Origin of the sequence: Pseudomonas corrugata, assembly GCF_050920615.1 — a bacterium.
GTDB classification, from domain to species: Bacteria; Pseudomonadota; Gammaproteobacteria; order Pseudomonadales; family Pseudomonadaceae; genus Aquipseudomonas; species Aquipseudomonas corrugata.
Map to the genome: position 1 here is coordinate 458,450 of NZ_CP130434.1, position 16,081 is coordinate 474,530.

Genomic DNA, 16,081 nt, shown 5'->3' on the forward strand with positions numbered 1-16,081 from the left:
TACATGGAGTCAGTAGCGGCAGAGGGACTGGTGGTGCGGCCGTCGCGGGTCAGCGATGGTCCGTTCTTGCAGCGTCTTTATCAGGCGGCGCGGCCGGATCTGCAATGGATCGATGGCGAGCACGAACAAGTGCAGCAGGTGATCGCCCAGCAGTTCCAGGTGCAGGAACAGGGATTGGGGGACAATTTTCCCAATGCCATGCATTACGTCGTGGAAAAACTCGGCACCGCTATCGGCGCCTTGAGCACCGATTTCGGCCCCAATGAAATTCGCGTGTTGTACCTAGCCTTCATTCCCCAGGCGCGTGGACAGGGTTATGGCCGGACGGTGTTGCAAGGTGTGCAGAAAGCCGCGCAGCAGATCCGCTGTCCGGTGGCGACCGTAGTCTGGACCAGCAATCCTCACGCACGTCGGCATTACCTGGCGCTGGGCTTCGAAGTCCAGGAGCGCAACCCGGCGGCAGAGCGGTTGGTCTGGTATCCGAAAGGCGACTGACAGCTCAATATTCCTTAGTGTGCGGGGGAGTTTCTGTGGGAGCAAAGCTTGCTTGCGATAGCGGCAGACCAGTCGATATTGTTGCTGCCTGACTTGTCGCAGTCGCGAGCAAACTTTGCTCCCACAGGGCCGCAGCCCTGCGATTGAAAAATCAGTTACGGGATGGGAACAGACCGTTCAGGGCGATGCTGAAGTTGATGACCAGGAACGGGTTCATGATTGCCATCGGCAGCCCGTTGCCCGTGGGGGCCACCGTGCCGCTGACCGTCGTGGTCACGCCCTTGAGCGGTACCGGCGAAGCGCCTATCTGGTCGGAATAGATATTCGCCGCACCGGGCCCGGTCCCCGAGGTGCCGATGAACGAGTTGGTGGCTGTTGGTGTATTCGCCGGATTGCTGGCCGGGTTCGCCAGTTGCAGGGTGGTTGAGGCAGTGATGCCCGTAAGGGTGTGGGTGTGGTTGGGCAGGTTGTTCAGTGTCGCCGTGACGTTTTCGGTGCCGGAAATCTCACCGATGACACGCGGAGTCAGGCCCAGGCCGTTGCCCTGGCCCAAGGGCTGTCGGCCTTGCAGGTTGGGGAGCATGAAGTTGGTCTGGCCATTGCCTCCGTAGTAGGTGCCGATCAGTGAGAACAGCGCCTGATATTGCGCGATGCCGAGTGTCTGCCCGCTACACAGCGCCCAGCCGCTGGGTGCGAAATTAAAGGCAAACGACTGGATAGTGCCCATGAATACTTCCATAGATTCCTCGTTCCTCAGGTTATCGTTCTGGTGTTGCCAAGGGAGAAGATTGCGTTCAGTTTGACTCCGTCCCAGGCCTGGTCACGCACGGCTGAGCGTAGACGCGGTTGCCGTGCTCTGCCGGATGGAACTCCATTACAGATTCAATGTGGGGGCGAGCCTGTTCGCGAAAACGGAGGGGCAGTCGCTAATGCCAGTCAGTTAAGCCACAAACCTGTGGGAGCAAAGCTTGCTCGCGATTGCGGTAAGTCAGTCAGCAGCAATGTTGACGGGGCTGTCGTCATCGCGAGCAAGCTTTGCTCCCACAGGTTTTGCGCCGTTTGATCCTTAACTGACTGGCATCAGGGGCAGTCGCTCCTTGTTGGATGGACAGCCATCCATCGCGAACAGGCTCGCTGCCACAGGGTTCTCGGATGGCTGCATGATCTGTGACCCCCGTTGGCTAGTTGAACGCGATATAGAAATACCCCACCGCCGGATCCCGACCCATGGGAGGGACCCGCGACACGAACACCCCTTCGAGCCTGCCCAGTTCAGGGACTTCCAGTGAGCACAAGCCATCCACGAAATCAGTAGCCTGCAAGCTATTGAATTCGACGCTGAAGGGCATGCGTTCGGTATTGGGCATTTTCGCTCGAGGCGCTTGCTCAAGTGTTTCGATCCGCACGGGCAAGCAACTGCCGTCGGGCAGGGTCAGGTGGCTCGTCTGGCCCAGCAGTGGTTGGAAGTGGTGGCTATGAACCGCTTGCAACATGTCGATACTCCAACAGGCCGGAGGGCCGTAGTCCTCCGGTAAATCATCAGTTACGGGACGGGAAGTAGCCTTGCAGGGCAATGCTGAAGTTGATCGCCAAGAATGGGTTCATGATCGCCATCGGTGTGCTGCCGCCCGTGGGGGCGACCGTGCCGCTGACCGTCGTGGTTACACCCTGCAGCGGTACCGGCGAGGCGCCTAGCTGGTCGGAATAGATATTCGCCGCACCCGGACCGGTGCCTGAGGTGCCGATGAAGGAGTTGGTGGCCGTTGGCGTATTCGCCGGGTTGCTGGCCGGGTTCGCCAGCTGCAGCGTCGTTGCGGCGGTTATACCGGTAAGAGCGTGGGTGTGATTAGGCAGGTTGTTCAGTGTCGCCGTGACGTTTTCAGTGCCGGAGACGGTGCCGATCACCCTCGGGGTCAGTCCGAGGCCGTTGCCCTGACCAATGGGCATCCGCCCCTGCAGATTGGGGAGCAGGAAGGTGGTCTGGCCGTCGCCCCCGTAGGTCACGCCGATCAGGGCAAACAGTGTCTGGTATTGGGCAAGACTGAGCGTCTGCCCGTTGCACAAGGCCCAATCCCTGGGTGCAAAGTTGAAAGCGAAAGGCTGGATGGTCCCGATAAATACTTCCATAGAATCCTCATCCTTCAGGTTGTTGGTCTGCGATGTCTAGGCGGATACAACGGGCAAAGATGCGTTCTCCTTGGCCTGGTCAAGCACGGCTGAGCGTAGACGGGGTTATTTCATTCTGCCCATGAGCTGAAAATGGCTGCTGCCTGGCTTAATCGATTCAGGTCGAGGGAGGATCCATACCGTCCATCTTTTTTACAGATTCAGCTGCATTTGATATCAAAGTAGTACTAGTCGATGTTTGTTTCCTCGTCTACTCTTCGGACACAAAGGAACTACAAACGGTGAAAGGGATTGTCAAAGTTTCACTTCATTTCAGGTCTTCCGCGCTCAGGTTCAACCCTGCTTTCTGCGATTCTGTTGCAGAATCCACGCTTCCACGCCGGGATGACCAGCCCCGTCGGTACGCTGTTCAGCAGCGTGTTGCAGCAATGCAGCGCCGGCAGCGAATTCGGTTCGGTGATCGACACCGACTTGCGTCGTCGACTGCTGCGCGGGTTGTTCGACTCGTACTATGCCGACAAGGCCGAAAAACCCGTCATCTTCGACACCAACCGCCAGTGGTGCGCACGTTTGCCCGCGCTGCAGGATCTGTTTCCCCAAGCCAAGACCATCGCCTGCGTGCGCAATGTCGCTTGGGTGCTCGACAGCCTGGAGCGGCTCTACCGCGCCAACCCGTTCGAGAACACCAAGCTGTTCAACGATGATGACGAGCGCAACACCGTTTACAGCCGCTGCGAAACCCTCGCCCAGCGCAACCGCCTGGTGGGGTATGCCTGGACGGCACTCAAGGAAGCCTATTACGGCGAAAACGCCGAGTCGTTGCTGATCGTCGATTACGACCTGCTGAGCCAGGCGCCCGAGCGGGTGATGCGGCTGATCTATGAGTTCATCGATGAGCCCTGGTTCGAACACGATTTCAATCACTTGACCTACGACGCTCCAGCCTTCGATCTGGCCCTGGGCGTTGCCGGCCTGCACAAGGTCAAGCCCAGGGTTGCGCCGCAAGCGCGACGGACCGTGCTGCCGCCGGATCTGTTCGAGAAGTATGCCGAATTGTCCTTCTGGCGCGATGGCTCTGCCAGCGCCGCCAATGTCATTCGTATGAAAACCGACGCCGCGCTCAGCTGATCGCGGTTTTTATCATTAGCGTGTTCAAGCAGTTCGAGTCCGGGTGAACGTCATGTGGTGGAGCAAAGGTAAATCGCGGGTAATCGAGGGCGCACAGGCCCTGGCATCGCCAATGATCATGTCCCTGGAACCGCGGATGCTGTTCGACGGTGCCGTCGCCGCGACCGTCGCCGATGCCGCGCAGCCGGACGCCCACCCCACTGCCGATGCGGCCAAGACGCCTACGGCCGATCAGGCCACCGATACCCACGCGGCCCAGGGCCAGGCTGATGCCACCGAGGCCGCCGCGGTTCCGGGCAAGTCCGTGGTATTCGTCGACTCCCGGGTCAAGGACTCCGCCAGCCTGCTTGAAGGGGTGGCGCCCGGTACCCAGGTCGTGCAGCTGGATGCCACCAAGGACGGCTTGCAACAGATTGCCGATTACCTGGACACTCACCAGGGCGTCAGTTCGGTGCAGATCATCGCCCACGGCAATGCCGGTGATCTGTGGTTGGGCAACGCCTATCTGTCGGCGGACAACGTCCAGGCCCGCGCCGAGGTGCTGGCGCAGATCGGCCAGGACATGAACGCCGGTGGCGATATCCTGATCTACGGCTGCTATACCGCCCAAGGCGAGCGTGGTCTGGAACTGGTCGATTCACTGGCGCAACTGACCGGCCGCGATGTGGCCGCGTCCAACGACCGTACCGGTCTGGGTGGCGACTGGGATCTGGAAATTGCCACCGGTAACATCGAAAGCGCCAACGTGTTGTCTGCCACTGCAATGAGCGACTACCAATGGGGCCTCGCTACCTGGACCGCCACCAATAACGCCAACACCGGCGTCGGCTCGTTGCGCGCGGCCCTGGCCTCTGCGCAGAACGGCGACATCGTGACTTTCAACAGTGGCATGACCGTCGCGTTGACCCAGGTGCTGGTGGTCAACAAGAACGTGACCATCGATGGCGACCTCAATAACGACAACGTCGCCGATGTCACCCTCGATGGGCAATTCCGCACCCAGGTCCTCAACGTGACGTCCGGTACGACGGCGACCCTCGATGGCCTGGTGATTACCCGTGGCATGGTGGCGGGTGATGGTGGCAATGGTGGCGTCGATGCTGCGGTTGCCAAGGCCGGTGGTATCTACAACGCCGGGACCCTGACCCTGAAGAATGTCACGATCACCGCGAACGCCGCCTCGGGCGGCGGTGGCGGTGGCGGCGTGACGCCGCAATATGCTGGTGGCGGCGGCGGTGGCGGCGGCGCGGTTGGCAGCGGTACCGGCGGCAAGGGCGGCGATACAATCAATGCCACGGGTTCCGTTGGTTCGACCGGACAAGGCGGCGCCGGCGGCGGTTTCTTCAACATGGGCGGACGGGGCGGCAACTCCACCGGCGGCATTGGTGGTGCCGCGTACCCGGGCTACAGCACCGGATCGGCCGGCGGCACGGCGGCCAGCGCTGGCTTGTCCATCGGCGGTGGTGGTGGCGGTGACGGCTACAACGCGGTCGGTGGTGCCGGTGGCGGCGCGGTCGGCGGTATCTACAACGACACTGGGGCGACCCTGCGCATCATCGGCAACTCGGTGATTTCCAACAACATCGGCGCCGGTGGTGGCGGTGGCGGCGGCGGTGCTGGCGGTGGCTACACCCACACCGGCGGTGCGGGCGGCGTCGGCGTTGGCGCCATCTGGAACAAGGGGGCGATCCTGATCACCGCCGCCAACTTCGCGGCCCTGTCAGGTAACGTCGGCGGCAGCGGCACCGGGGGCGGCAGTGCCGGCACCGCGGGCACGTCGCCGGCCTCTGTCGCCAACGTCTACGGTGACGGCGGGACCATCAACACCAATTATGTACCGGACGAGACCCCCCCTACCGCAACCGTCGTGGTGACCAATACCTCCCTGAATTCCGGCGGCACGTCGCCAGTGACCATCACTTTTTCCGAGGCGGTGACAGGGCTTACTGCGGCGGATTTGACGGTGCAGAACGGCTCGGTAGGTACCTTGACCAGCGGCGACGGCGGCATCACCTGGACCGGCACGTTGACGGCGGCCAGCAACATCGCCGATACCACCAACGTCATTACCCTGGACAACACCGGCGTTGTCGACCTGGCGGGCAATGCTGGCGTGGGCACCACCGACTCGAACAACTACGTGGTCAACGACACAGTGGCGCCGACGGCGACTATTGTGGTGGCCGATACCGCACTCAAAAGCGGTGAAACCTCGGCCGTCACCATCACGTTCTCCGAAGCGGTGACCGGCTTCACCACCGCCGACCTGACGGTGGCCAACGGTACCCTCACCGGGTTGAGCAGCGCCGATGGCGGCATCACCTGGACCGCGACCCTGACCCCGGATGCCGATGTGACCGACACCACCAACCTGGTGGTCCTGGACAAGACTGGCGTCGCAGACCTGTCCGGCAACGCTGGGGTGGGCACCACCAACTCGAACAACTACGCCATCGATACCCTGCGCCCGACCGCTACCATCGTGGTGGCCGACACCGCGCTGAGCGTTGGCGAAACTTCCCTGGTGACCATCACCTTCAACGAGGCGGTGACCGGCTTCACCACCGCCGACCTGACGGTCGCCAACGGTACCGTCACCGGGCTGAGCAGCAGCGACGGCGGCATCACCTGGACCGGGACACTCACCCCGACCGCCAGCATCAGCGACACCACGAACCTGATCACACTGGCCAACAGCGGCGTTGCCGACCTGTCTGGCAACGCCGGCACGGGCACCACCGACTCGAATAACTATGCCATCGACACGCTGCGCCCCACCGCGACGATCGTAGTGGCCGACACCGCGCTGAGCGCGGGTGAAACCTCACTGGTGACCATCACGTTCAGCGAGGCCGTCAGCGGGTTCACCCTGGCCGACCTGACGGTCGCCAACGGCTCCTTGAGCGGGTTGAGCAGTGCGGATGGCGGTATCACCTGGACCGCGACGCTCACTCCTAGCGCCAGCATCACCGACGCCTCCAACCTGATCGTCCTGGCCAACACGGGAGTGCAGGATGCGGCCGGCAACGCCGGCACCGGCACCACCAACTCCAATAACTACGCCATCGACACGCAACGTCCGACCGCCAGCATTGTCGTTGCCGATACCACGTTGAGTGTCGGCGAAACCTCGTTGGTGACCATCACCTTCAGTGAGGCGGTCACCGGTTTCACCACCGCTGACCTGACGGTCGCCAACGGTACCGTTACCGGGTTGAGCAGCGGCGACGGCGGTATTACCTGGACCGGGACATTCACCCCGAGTGCGAGCACCAGCGACGCGACAAACCTCATTACCCTGGACAACACCGGGGTGAGCGATGCGGCGGGTAACGCCGGCAGCGGCACCACAGATTCCAACAACTACGCCATCGACAACGTGCGTCCCACCGCCACCGTGGTGATTGCCGATACGGCGCTCGCCGCTGGCGAGACCTCGTTGGTAACCATTACATTCAGCGAGGCGGTGACCGGTTTCACCCTGGCCGATCTGACCGCTGCCAACGGCAGCCTGAGCGGGCTGAGCACCAGCGACAACATCACTTACACCGCAACCTTTACCCCGAGCGTCGGGATCAACGACACCAGTAACCTGATCACCCTCGATAATACCGGCGTCGTGGACGGCGCAGGCAATGCCGGTACCGGCACCACCGATTCCAACAATTACACGATCGATACCCAACGTCCGACCGCCACCATCGTCGTGGCCGATAACGCTCTGAGCGTCGGCGAAACCTCGCTGGTGACCATCACCTTCAGCGAGGCGGTCAGCGGCTTCGACAACTCGGACCTGAGCGTGGCCAACGGTACGCTGAGCGCCGTCAGCAGCAGCGACGGCGGCATCACCTGGACCGCTACCCTCACGCCGAATCTGGGGATCGTCGACACCACAAACGTCATCACGCTGACCAACACCGGTTTCAGTGACGCGGCGGGCAACACCGGTACCGGCACAACCAGTTCGAACAACTACCAGGTCGACACCAACGTGCCGACGGCCACCATTGTGGTCGCGGACTCGTCGTTGAGTATCGGTGAAACTTCGACGGTGACCATCACCTTCAACGAAGCGGTGAACGGGTTCGACAACAGTGACCTGACCGTCAGCAATGGCACCCTGAGCAGTGTCAGCAGCATGGATGGTGGCGTGACCTGGACGGCCACCTTTACCCCGAGCGTCGGTATTTCCGATACCAGCAACGTGATCACCCTGGACAATACTGGCGTGCGCAACGGTGCGAGCAACGCCGGGGTCGGCACCACCGACTCCAACAACTATGCCGTCGATACCGTGCGCCCCTCGGCGACCATCGTCGTGGCCGACACCGCCATCGGTGCTGGCCAGACCTCGCTGGTGACCATCACCTTCAGCGAGGCGGTGACCGCTTTCACCACGGCCGACCTGACGGTCGCCAACGGTACGGTCACCGGGTTGAGCAGCAGTGACGGCGGTATCACCTGGACCGCGACGTTCACGCCGAGTGCCGGCATCAACGACACCAGCAACGTCATCACCCTCACCAACGGCGGTATCGCCGATCTGGCGGGCAACATCGGCACCGGCACCACCGATTCCAACAACTATGCCATCGACACCCAGCGTCCGACCGCCACCATTGTGCTGAACGATTCAACGCTGCGGCCGGGCGAGACCGCCCAGGTGACCATTACCTTCTCCGAGGCCGTGACCGGTTTCACCAACGCTGACCTGAGTGTTGCCAATGGCAGCCTGACCGCGGTCAGCAGCAGCGATGGTGGCCTGACCTGGACCGCCACGTTCACGCCGACCGTAGGCGTGAGCGATGCCACCAACCTCATCGTTCTGGACAACACCGGCGTAAGCGATGCGGCCGGCAACGCCGGAACAGGGACCACCAACTCGGCCAACTATGCGGTCGAAACGCAGGTGCCGACCGCCACCGTCGTGGTTGCGGACAGTTCACTCACGGTGGGGGAAACTTCGCAGGTGACCATCACCTTCTCGGAGGCGGTCAGCGGCTTCGATAATTCGGACCTGAGCGTGAATAACGGCACGTTGAGCAATGTGTCGTCCTCGGACGGTGGCGTGACCTGGACGGCGACGTTCACCCCGAGCGCCGGCATTTCCGATACCAGCAACCTGATCAGCCTGGACACCAGCGGCGTGGTCAACGTTTCCGGCAACAGCGGTGTCGACGTGGTGAACTCCAACAACTACGCTGTCGACACGGTGCGCCCGGGTGCCACCATCGTGGTGGGCGATACCAACCTGGGCATCGGCGAGACTACCACCGTGACCATCAGCTTCACCGAGGCGGTGACCGGTTTCGACCTGTCGGACCTCAGCGTCGCCAATGGGGTGCTGTCCAATCTCGCCAGCAGCGATGGCGGCCTGACCTGGACGGCGACCCTGACGCCTACGGCGGGAGTCAACGACACCACCAACCTGATCCTGCTCGACGCCAGCACTGTGCAGGACATTGCCGGCAACGCCGGCGCGGGTATCGCGATCTCCAGCAACTACGTACTCGATGCTACCCGGCCGACCGCGACCATCGTGGTCGCCGATTCAAACCTGACTGTGGGTGAGACGAGCCAGGTGACCATCACCTTCAGCGAAGCCGTGGCCGGTTTCGATCTGTCGGACCTGAGCGTCACCAACGGTGAACTGACCAATCTGACCAGCAGCGACGGTGGCAAGACCTGGACAGCGACCTTCACTCCCACGGTGAATCTCACCGACCCGAGCAACTTCATCGCCCTGGACACCAGTAACGTCAGCGACTTGGCCGGCAACGCCGGGGCAAGCGTGGCGGTGTCCAACAATTACGCAATCGATACGGTTGTGCCCAACGACGTGAAGCCACCTCCGGAGTTCCTGACGTCGGATCCCGTCACGGTCATACCGCCGTCCGATGTGCCGTTGCAACCGATCATCTTCACGCCGCCGACGGGCGACCTGGGTTCGCCGTTGGGCTTCCCACCGCTGTTCGAGCAGCGTGATGTGGGCGGCGGTCTGCGGCCTATAGGCGATATTTTCATCAACCGTGGCGAACTGGCGCCAAGCTATATCGCCCAGGTATTCAGTACTGATGCCGCCGGCGATGGCTCGGGTCAAGGGTTCCTCGGTTTTGGGGGCGGTGATGGCGGGGTGTTCGGCAGCAGCACCATTTCGACCTTGTTCAACCATGATTCCGGCACCGAAAACGAGTCGATGAATGCCTTCGGCAACTCGTCGATGCAGGGGGGCGATGTTTCCCAAGGTATGCGCGGGATGTTCGGCGCACCGACCTTGGGCCAGCAATTGCAACACCTCAAGGACACTGAGCAGCGTCAGGTCGACAGCCTGGCAATGGCTCTGCAACAGGTGGGTGTAAGCCAGGTACAGGCCTGAAGCATTCAATAAGAAAATTGTGCGGCAACCAGGGGCATTCCAAGGAATGAATAGAAGTCAGAAGTTATTCGGTATGAGTCTGCTGGCCGTGATGGTCAGTGGGTGTGCAGTCACCAGTGAGCCGATCGATCGTAGCGTCAGCGAACAGCGCGCCCAAACCGATCTGCAGAACATGTTCAAGGGCCAGGAACCTCTCAGCGGCCCGCTGACCCTGCACCAGGCCATGGCTCGGGCAGTGAAGTACAATCTGGAGGGGCGTCTTAAAATCATGGAAGAGGCCCTGGCCAAGCGGCAACTGGACCTGGCCAGTTTCGACATGCTGCCACGCATGGCGTTGGATGCCGGTTACGTGGGCCGCAACAACGTCAACGCCTCCAGCAGCCAGAGCGTGGAGACCGGCACCCAGTCCCTCGAACCGTCGACGTCCCAGGACCGTGATCGTGAAGTGGCCGACCTCACCATGGTCTGGAACGTGCTCGATTTCGGCGTGAGCTACATCAGCGCCAAGCAGGCCGGTGACCAGCGGTTGATCGTCCAGGAACGCCGGCGCAAGGTGATCAACACCATCGTCCAGGATGTGCGTTCGGCCTACTGGCGAGCCATGGCTGCCGAACGCCTGCTCAAGCAGATCGACAGCCTGATGGCCCGGGTCGAGGCGGCGCGCAACAACAGCCAGAGCATGAGCGAACAACGCATCGGTGACCCGGTGCAGGCTCTGGGTTACCAGCGCTCGTTGATCCAGGCCACCCGCCAGCTCGAAGAGCAGCGGCGCGCGTTGTCCCTGGCCAAGACCGAACTGGCCACCCTGATCAACCTGCCTCTGGGCACTGAGTTGACCCTTGCGACCCCGGATGAGTACGAGATCCCGGAACTCAAGGTCGACATGGCCCGTCTCGAGCACGAAGCCCTGACCAGCCGTCCGGAACTGCGCGAGCAGGATTACCAGACGCGCATCACGGCCGCCGAAACCCGCAAGGCCATGCTGCGGCTGTTGCCGGGCCTGGAGTTTTCCGCCGGCGGGCACTACGACAGTAACTCGTTCCTGGTCGAGCAGGGCTGGGCCGACTATGGCGTGAAAGTCACCTGGAACCTGTTCAACGTGATCTCTGCCCCGGCGGCCATCGATGTGGCCAAGGCCGGTGAAGAAGTGGCGGCGGCGCGGCGTCAGGCGATGTCGATTGCCGTGCTGGCGCAGTTGTATGTGGCCAACGCCAACTACCGCGATGCGCTGCGCCAGTTCAAGACCAACCAGCAACTGTCGGACATCGACGGGCAAATCGTCGGCCAGTTGCGCAACCGTCATCAAGCCGCCGGCATCGGTGAGCTGGATCTGATCCAGGGCGAACTCAATACCTTGCAGGCCGATCTGCGACGGGATCTGTCCTATGCCGACCTGCGCAATGCCTACGGCCAGATCTTCGCCAGCGCCGGTCTCGACCCGCTGCCCGATGAAGTGCAATCGACCAAGGTGCAGTCGATTGCCACGGCATTGGCCAATCGCGAAGCGGCCTGGGCCCAGGGCGACATCACGGTACCCAAGGCGGCGGTGAAGCCATAACCGGGCGCAAGCATGACGCGTCCGGCGTTTTCCCGGCTGCCGGTGACGGTGGACCTGCCCCTGCTGTTGCAAGCGCTGGCGGCCATTGAGGACGATCGCTGGCAGGGGCATTTCAACAGCGCCTATTACCACGGCGATTGGAGCGGCGTGGCGCTGATTTCGGCGGCCGACGCGCTGACCGAATTGTCGCCCGGCCAAGGGCAGCCGTTGCGCCGGCCGCCCTGGTCAAACGATGATCGCTGGCACCAGGCGTTGCGCGACTGGTCCGTGGAGATCGTTTCGGCCCGGCTGCTGCGGCTCGGCCCCGGCGGCCGGATCCACGAACACCGTGACTATGACCTGGGCGGACCGGACGCCGACCTGCGCCTGCACGTGCCACTGCTCAGCCCGCCCGAAGTGGATTTCTGGCTGGAGGGGCAGCGCATCCCGATGAAGGCTGGTGAGTGCTGGTTTCTCGACTTGTCACGGCCCCATCGTGTCGACAATCGGGACCGGTTGCCACGGGTTCATCTGGTGCTCGACTGTCGCCCCGGCCCCTGGCTGGAGCAACAGATTGTCGATGGGCTGCCCACCACCCCAGCTGTCCGCGACGAACTCGGCGACTTCCTGCGCTTTCAAGAGCAGGTGGCAAGCGATCCGCAACTCGCCAGGACCCTGCAGAGCCTGGCAGACCCGGACGCCTTCATCGAATGCGCCCTGGCGTTGGCTGCCCGGCAAGGGCTGCAGGTGCGCCGGGAAGAATTGCGGGCGGCCATGCGCAATGGTCGTCGGCAGTGGAGCGACCAATGGAAGGCCTGAACCTGCAAGACTGGCTGCCGATTCGCGTGTGGCAAGAGGCGGGACAGTGGCGGGTCGATTGGTGCTGGTTCGGCGATAAGCCCTTGTCGCAGCCCTTCTTCGGTGATGCCGTGGAAGACGCCTTGCGCCTGCCCTTCAACCAGGCGTTCCGGCGCCAGACACCCCTGGACGCGCTCGCCCAGTGGCAGCAGCAGAGCCCTGGACTTGTGCCCAGTGCGTTCATCTTTCATGCCTCGCGCTGTGGTTCGACACTGATCAGCCAGATGCTGGCGCAACTGGACGACCATATCGTCGTCTCCGAACCGCCGCCGCTGGATCGGCTGCTGCGCAGTGATCTGCCTGCCGTCGAACGCTGCGCGGCGCTCAAGGGGTTGCTGTCGGCCTATGGGCAGCCTCGTCGAGGTGTGGAGCGGCGATTGGTGATCAAGCTCGATGCCTGGAACATCGGTGAACTGTCGCGGCTGCGTGAGTGTTTTCCCGATACGCCTTGGCTGTTCGTGTACCGCGACCCGCTGGAAATTGCCGTGTCTCATCTGCGCCGCCCCGGCATGCACATGGTGCCGGGGATGATTGGTCCGAGCATCCTGGACGATGGATTGTCTTTCAGCGGCCCGGAAGACTTCATCGCGCGACGGCTGGGCCGGTTGTTGCAGGTGGGATTGGAGCATTGCCACGGCGCTGGTGGGTTGGCGGTCAACTACAACGAGCTGCCCGAGGCGATGACTGGAGGGCTGGCGAGGTTTTTCCAACTCGATGATGCACAACTCAAGCAAGCTTTCACGACGGTGGGACGGCACGCCAAACAGCCGTCGCAGGTATTTGTCGATGACAGCGCAGAAAAACACCGGGAGGTTTCGCCATTGCTGCGCGAGCGGGTGGGGAGTTGGGCGCAGGGGCCCTATGACGCATTGGAGAACCTACGCAGTGACCTTTGTGGCGAGGGGGATTTAGCGAAACGTCGCACCGCCCCGCTGGGTTGCGCAGCAACCCTGACAGCCCAGGACCGCTCCGCGGCCCAACGGGGATGAATCCCCTCGCCACAGGGGCTCATACAAACCTTGAGAAAGCAGCAGATAGTCAACTCGGGGCAGTGCTTCTCTCTCCGGCGGTCCATCAGGGCTTGTTTGGAGACAACTCCGCCATCCCCTTGAGCAACTCGATCGGCAGGGGAAAGACGATGGTGGAGGACTTGTCCCCGGCAATCGACCCCAACGTCTGCATGTAGCGCAGTTGCATGGCGCCTGGCTGGCGCCCGAGCATCTCGGCGGCTTGCATGAGTTTTTCCGACGCCTGCAGCTCGCCTTCGGCGTGGATCACCTTGGCCCGCCGCTCCCGTTCGGCCTCGGCTTGACGAGCGATGGCGCGAATCATCGATTCGTTGAGGTCCACATGTTTGATCTCGACGTTCGCCACCTTGATGCCCCAGACGTCGGTCTGGGCGTCCAGCACCTGCTGGATATCGCCATTCAATTGTTCGCGCTCTGCCAGCAACTGGTCCAGGTCATGTTTGCCGAGCACGGCGCGCAAGGTGGTCTGGGCCAACTGGCTGGTCGCCATGAGGAAGTTCTCGACCTGGATGATTGCCTTCTGCGGGTCGAGTACGCGGAAATACAGCACCGCATTGACCTTCACCGATACATTGTCCCGGGTGATCACGTCCTGCGGCGGTACGTCGAGTACGATGGTGCGCAGATCTACGCGAATCATTTGCTGCACCACTGGAATCAGCAGGATCAATCCGGGCCCCTTGACCTGCCAGAACCGGCCGAGCTGGAACACCACCGCACGCTCGTATTCGCGCAGGATCCGGAAGGTCGAAGCTGCCAGCGCTATCAGCAGTAACAGCAGCATTACAAAACCGATTTGCATACCCATCTCATGCTCCTTGTGAATCAGCGGGGGCCACTTCCAGCAGCAGGCCCTTGCGTGCGGTGACACGCACCGCTTGTCCAAGTCGTAGCGACGTCGCGCATGCCACTTGCCAGCGTTCGCCTTCCAACTGTACCCAGCCATGGTGATGATTACCGGCCTGCAGGGAAGTGACCAAGGTGATGCTTCCTATTAACACGGCGTCGCCGCTGACGGGGCGGCGCGGCCGCGTTTTCAACGCGCGGATCAGCAGGAAGATCAGCAGCAAGGCACTGACCAGGCCCAGCCCGACCATCAAGGGAGCAGGCACATCGGTATTGGTCAGGATAATCGCGCCGATGACACACAAAATGATGCCACCCAGCCCGGCTACGCCATAGTTGGGCAAGGCTGCCTCGGCGATCAGTAATGCCACGCCCAAGGCGATCAACCAGAAACCCAGGGAGTTTGCGACCATCAGTACAGGGCCATCGGCTGCCAGCACCGGCCCGCTCATGGCCAACAGCGCAAGCATCAAGCAGCGAATATTCACCGGACCCTCCGCAACGCCCATGCGTGATGTTTATCCACAGTCGTTACTCACAGTCTAGTCGAAGCCTGGGTTGATCGAATTTTGACCCGTCCGGCGATGCCTCAGAGGCTAGACTGCTAGGAGAGAAGCCGCATCCAGCCATGTCAGGAGCTCCCATGGAAACCCCAATCCACAGCCTTCCCGCCCTGTTCAAGCAACTGGGCCTGTCCGACGATGCCGTCAGTATCGATCAGTTCATTGCCAGCCATTCACCCCTCAAGCCTGAACTGCACCTGGCTGACGCGTTTTTCTGGAACGAGGGCCAGCGGCAATTGCTGCGCGACGAAATCCTTGAAGATGCCGATTGGGCGATGGCGGTGGATCAATTGGATGTGTTGTTGAGAAAGGGCCGCTGTGACTGATCCAGAGGCAAACCCTGTGAGCGAGCCTGCTCGCGATAGCGGTTTCACATTCCAGCGCAGAGGTGACGGGTGTATCGCTTTCGCGAGCAGGCTCGCTCCCACAAAAGCTCTAATATGCAATTTAATTATTAATAAATATCTTCTTATTCCTTAAAGAATATATCTCTCCTCCCTATACTCGTTCCTCAACAGACACGCAGGAGAGCCCCCATGCGCAACGAATCGACTCGCTACCTGATTGTGCCGGGCTGGCAAGGTTCGCCGGACAATCATTGGCAGACCTATTGGCAAAGCAGTTTGCCCAACAGTGCCCGGGTCGAGCAGGACGACTGGCTGACGCCCCGACGTGATGACTGGGTGGCCGCACTGGCCGAGGCCATCGCCGCCGACACCACGCCGGTGATCCTCATTGCCCACAGCCTGGGTTGCATCACGGTTGCCCATTGGGCCGTCACCGCACCGCAGCAACGGTTACGGCAGGTTCGCGGGGCGTTGCTGGTCGCACCGGCGGATGTCGAACGGCCGGCCTGTGCGCCTGCGTTGCGCAATTTCGCACCGATCCCCTCCGCTCAGTTGCCCTTTCCCAGCCTGGTGGTCAGCTCCGACAACGACGCTGCAGTGAGTGCCCCACGTGCGCTGAAGCTGGCGCATGACTGGGGGGCCGAAGCCGGGATCCTGGCCGGGGCGGGGCACATCAACGTGCAGTCCGGCCATCAGCGCTGGGAGCAGGGTTTCGCCTATCTCTATCGGCTGCAAAACCGCACGGAGCATCACGCCCTGCGTCGCGCCTGATTAAT

At 62.0% G+C, this 16,081-nt stretch carries 13 protein-coding genes; 8 read left to right on the plus strand and 5 right to left on the minus strand.

Annotated features, from left to right (window positions below):
* Positions 1 to 3 precede the first annotated feature (3 nt).
* On the plus strand, positions 4 to 495 hold the full coding sequence (locus tag QZH45_RS01970) for a GNAT family N-acetyltransferase (protein WP_024777930.1): 492 nt from the start codon (positions 4 to 6) through the stop codon (positions 493 to 495).
* Between the two features lie 151 nt (positions 496 to 646).
* Here the strand turns inward: QZH45_RS01970 and QZH45_RS01975 are convergent, their stop codons facing one another.
* The 3 genes from QZH45_RS01975 to QZH45_RS01985 all read right to left on the minus strand — a co-directional run bounded on the left by QZH45_RS01975 (position 647) and on the right by QZH45_RS01985 (position 2,622).
* Entirely contained in the window at positions 647 to 1,234 is a 588-nt protein-coding gene (locus tag QZH45_RS01975; protein ID WP_024777931.1) for a phage tail protein, read from the minus strand.
* Positions 1,235 to 1,676: 442 nt separating this feature from the next.
* Positions 1,677 to 1,988: a DUF6916 family protein gene (locus QZH45_RS01980; RefSeq protein WP_024777932.1), complete on the minus strand. Its 312-nt coding sequence runs from the start codon at positions 1,986 to 1,988 to the stop codon at positions 1,677 to 1,679.
* Between the two features lie 46 nt (positions 1,989 to 2,034).
* A complete protein-coding gene (locus QZH45_RS01985) occupies positions 2,035 to 2,622 on the minus strand; it encodes a phage tail protein (RefSeq protein WP_024777933.1) in 588 nt (195 codons plus the stop codon).
* Between the two features lie 291 nt (positions 2,623 to 2,913).
* Here QZH45_RS01985 and QZH45_RS01990 point away from each other — a divergent pair, with 291 nt between their 5' ends.
* The 5 genes from QZH45_RS01990 to QZH45_RS02010 are packed head-to-tail and all read left to right on the plus strand — an operon-like array spanning position 2,914 to position 13,510.
* On the plus strand, positions 2,914 to 3,750 hold the full coding sequence (locus QZH45_RS01990; RefSeq protein ID WP_024777934.1) for a sulfotransferase family protein: 837 nt from the start codon (positions 2,914 to 2,916) through the stop codon (positions 3,748 to 3,750).
* Between the two features lie 52 nt (positions 3,751 to 3,802).
* Complete coding sequence (locus QZH45_RS01995; RefSeq protein ID WP_432783614.1) at positions 3,803 to 10,126, plus strand: Ig-like domain-containing protein; 6,324 nt, start codon at positions 3,803 to 3,805, stop codon at positions 10,124 to 10,126.
* A 46-nt stretch (positions 10,127 to 10,172) separates the two neighbouring features.
* Complete coding sequence (locus tag QZH45_RS02000; protein ID WP_055135940.1) at positions 10,173 to 11,684, plus strand: TolC family protein; 1,512 nt, start codon at positions 10,173 to 10,175, stop codon at positions 11,682 to 11,684.
* A 12-nt stretch (positions 11,685 to 11,696) separates the two neighbouring features.
* Positions 11,697 to 12,482, plus strand: coding sequence for an aspartyl/asparaginyl beta-hydroxylase domain-containing protein (locus QZH45_RS02005; protein WP_024777937.1), 786 nt, complete (start codon positions 11,697 to 11,699; stop codon positions 12,480 to 12,482).
* Positions 12,470 to 13,510 (plus strand): sulfotransferase family protein, encoded by a 1,041-nt coding sequence (locus QZH45_RS02010; protein WP_081325350.1) that lies wholly within the window; start codon positions 12,470 to 12,472, stop codon positions 13,508 to 13,510. Before QZH45_RS02005 ends, QZH45_RS02010 begins: the two co-directional genes overlap by 13 nt.
* Before the next feature lie 85 nt (positions 13,511 to 13,595).
* Here QZH45_RS02010 and QZH45_RS02015 read toward each other — a convergent pair whose 3' ends face one another.
* Positions 13,596 to 14,357 carry a slipin family protein gene (locus tag QZH45_RS02015; RefSeq protein WP_053193071.1) on the minus strand — a complete coding sequence of 254 codons (762 nt, stop codon included), beginning with the start codon at positions 14,355 to 14,357 and terminating at the stop codon, positions 13,596 to 13,598.
* Position 14,358: 1 nt separating this feature from the next.
* Positions 14,359 to 14,883, minus strand: coding sequence for an NfeD family protein (locus QZH45_RS02020; RefSeq protein WP_024777940.1), 525 nt, complete (start codon positions 14,881 to 14,883; stop codon positions 14,359 to 14,361).
* 155 nt (positions 14,884 to 15,038) lie between these two features.
* Here QZH45_RS02020 and QZH45_RS02025 point away from each other — a divergent pair, with 155 nt between their 5' ends.
* Complete coding sequence (locus QZH45_RS02025; RefSeq protein ID WP_024777941.1) at positions 15,039 to 15,284, plus strand: DUF2789 domain-containing protein; 246 nt, start codon at positions 15,039 to 15,041, stop codon at positions 15,282 to 15,284.
* A gap of 210 nt (positions 15,285 to 15,494) precedes the next feature.
* Complete coding sequence (locus QZH45_RS02030; RefSeq protein WP_024777942.1) at positions 15,495 to 16,076, plus strand: alpha/beta hydrolase; 582 nt, start codon at positions 15,495 to 15,497, stop codon at positions 16,074 to 16,076.
* The last annotated feature ends 5 nt before the right edge of the window (positions 16,077 to 16,081 follow it).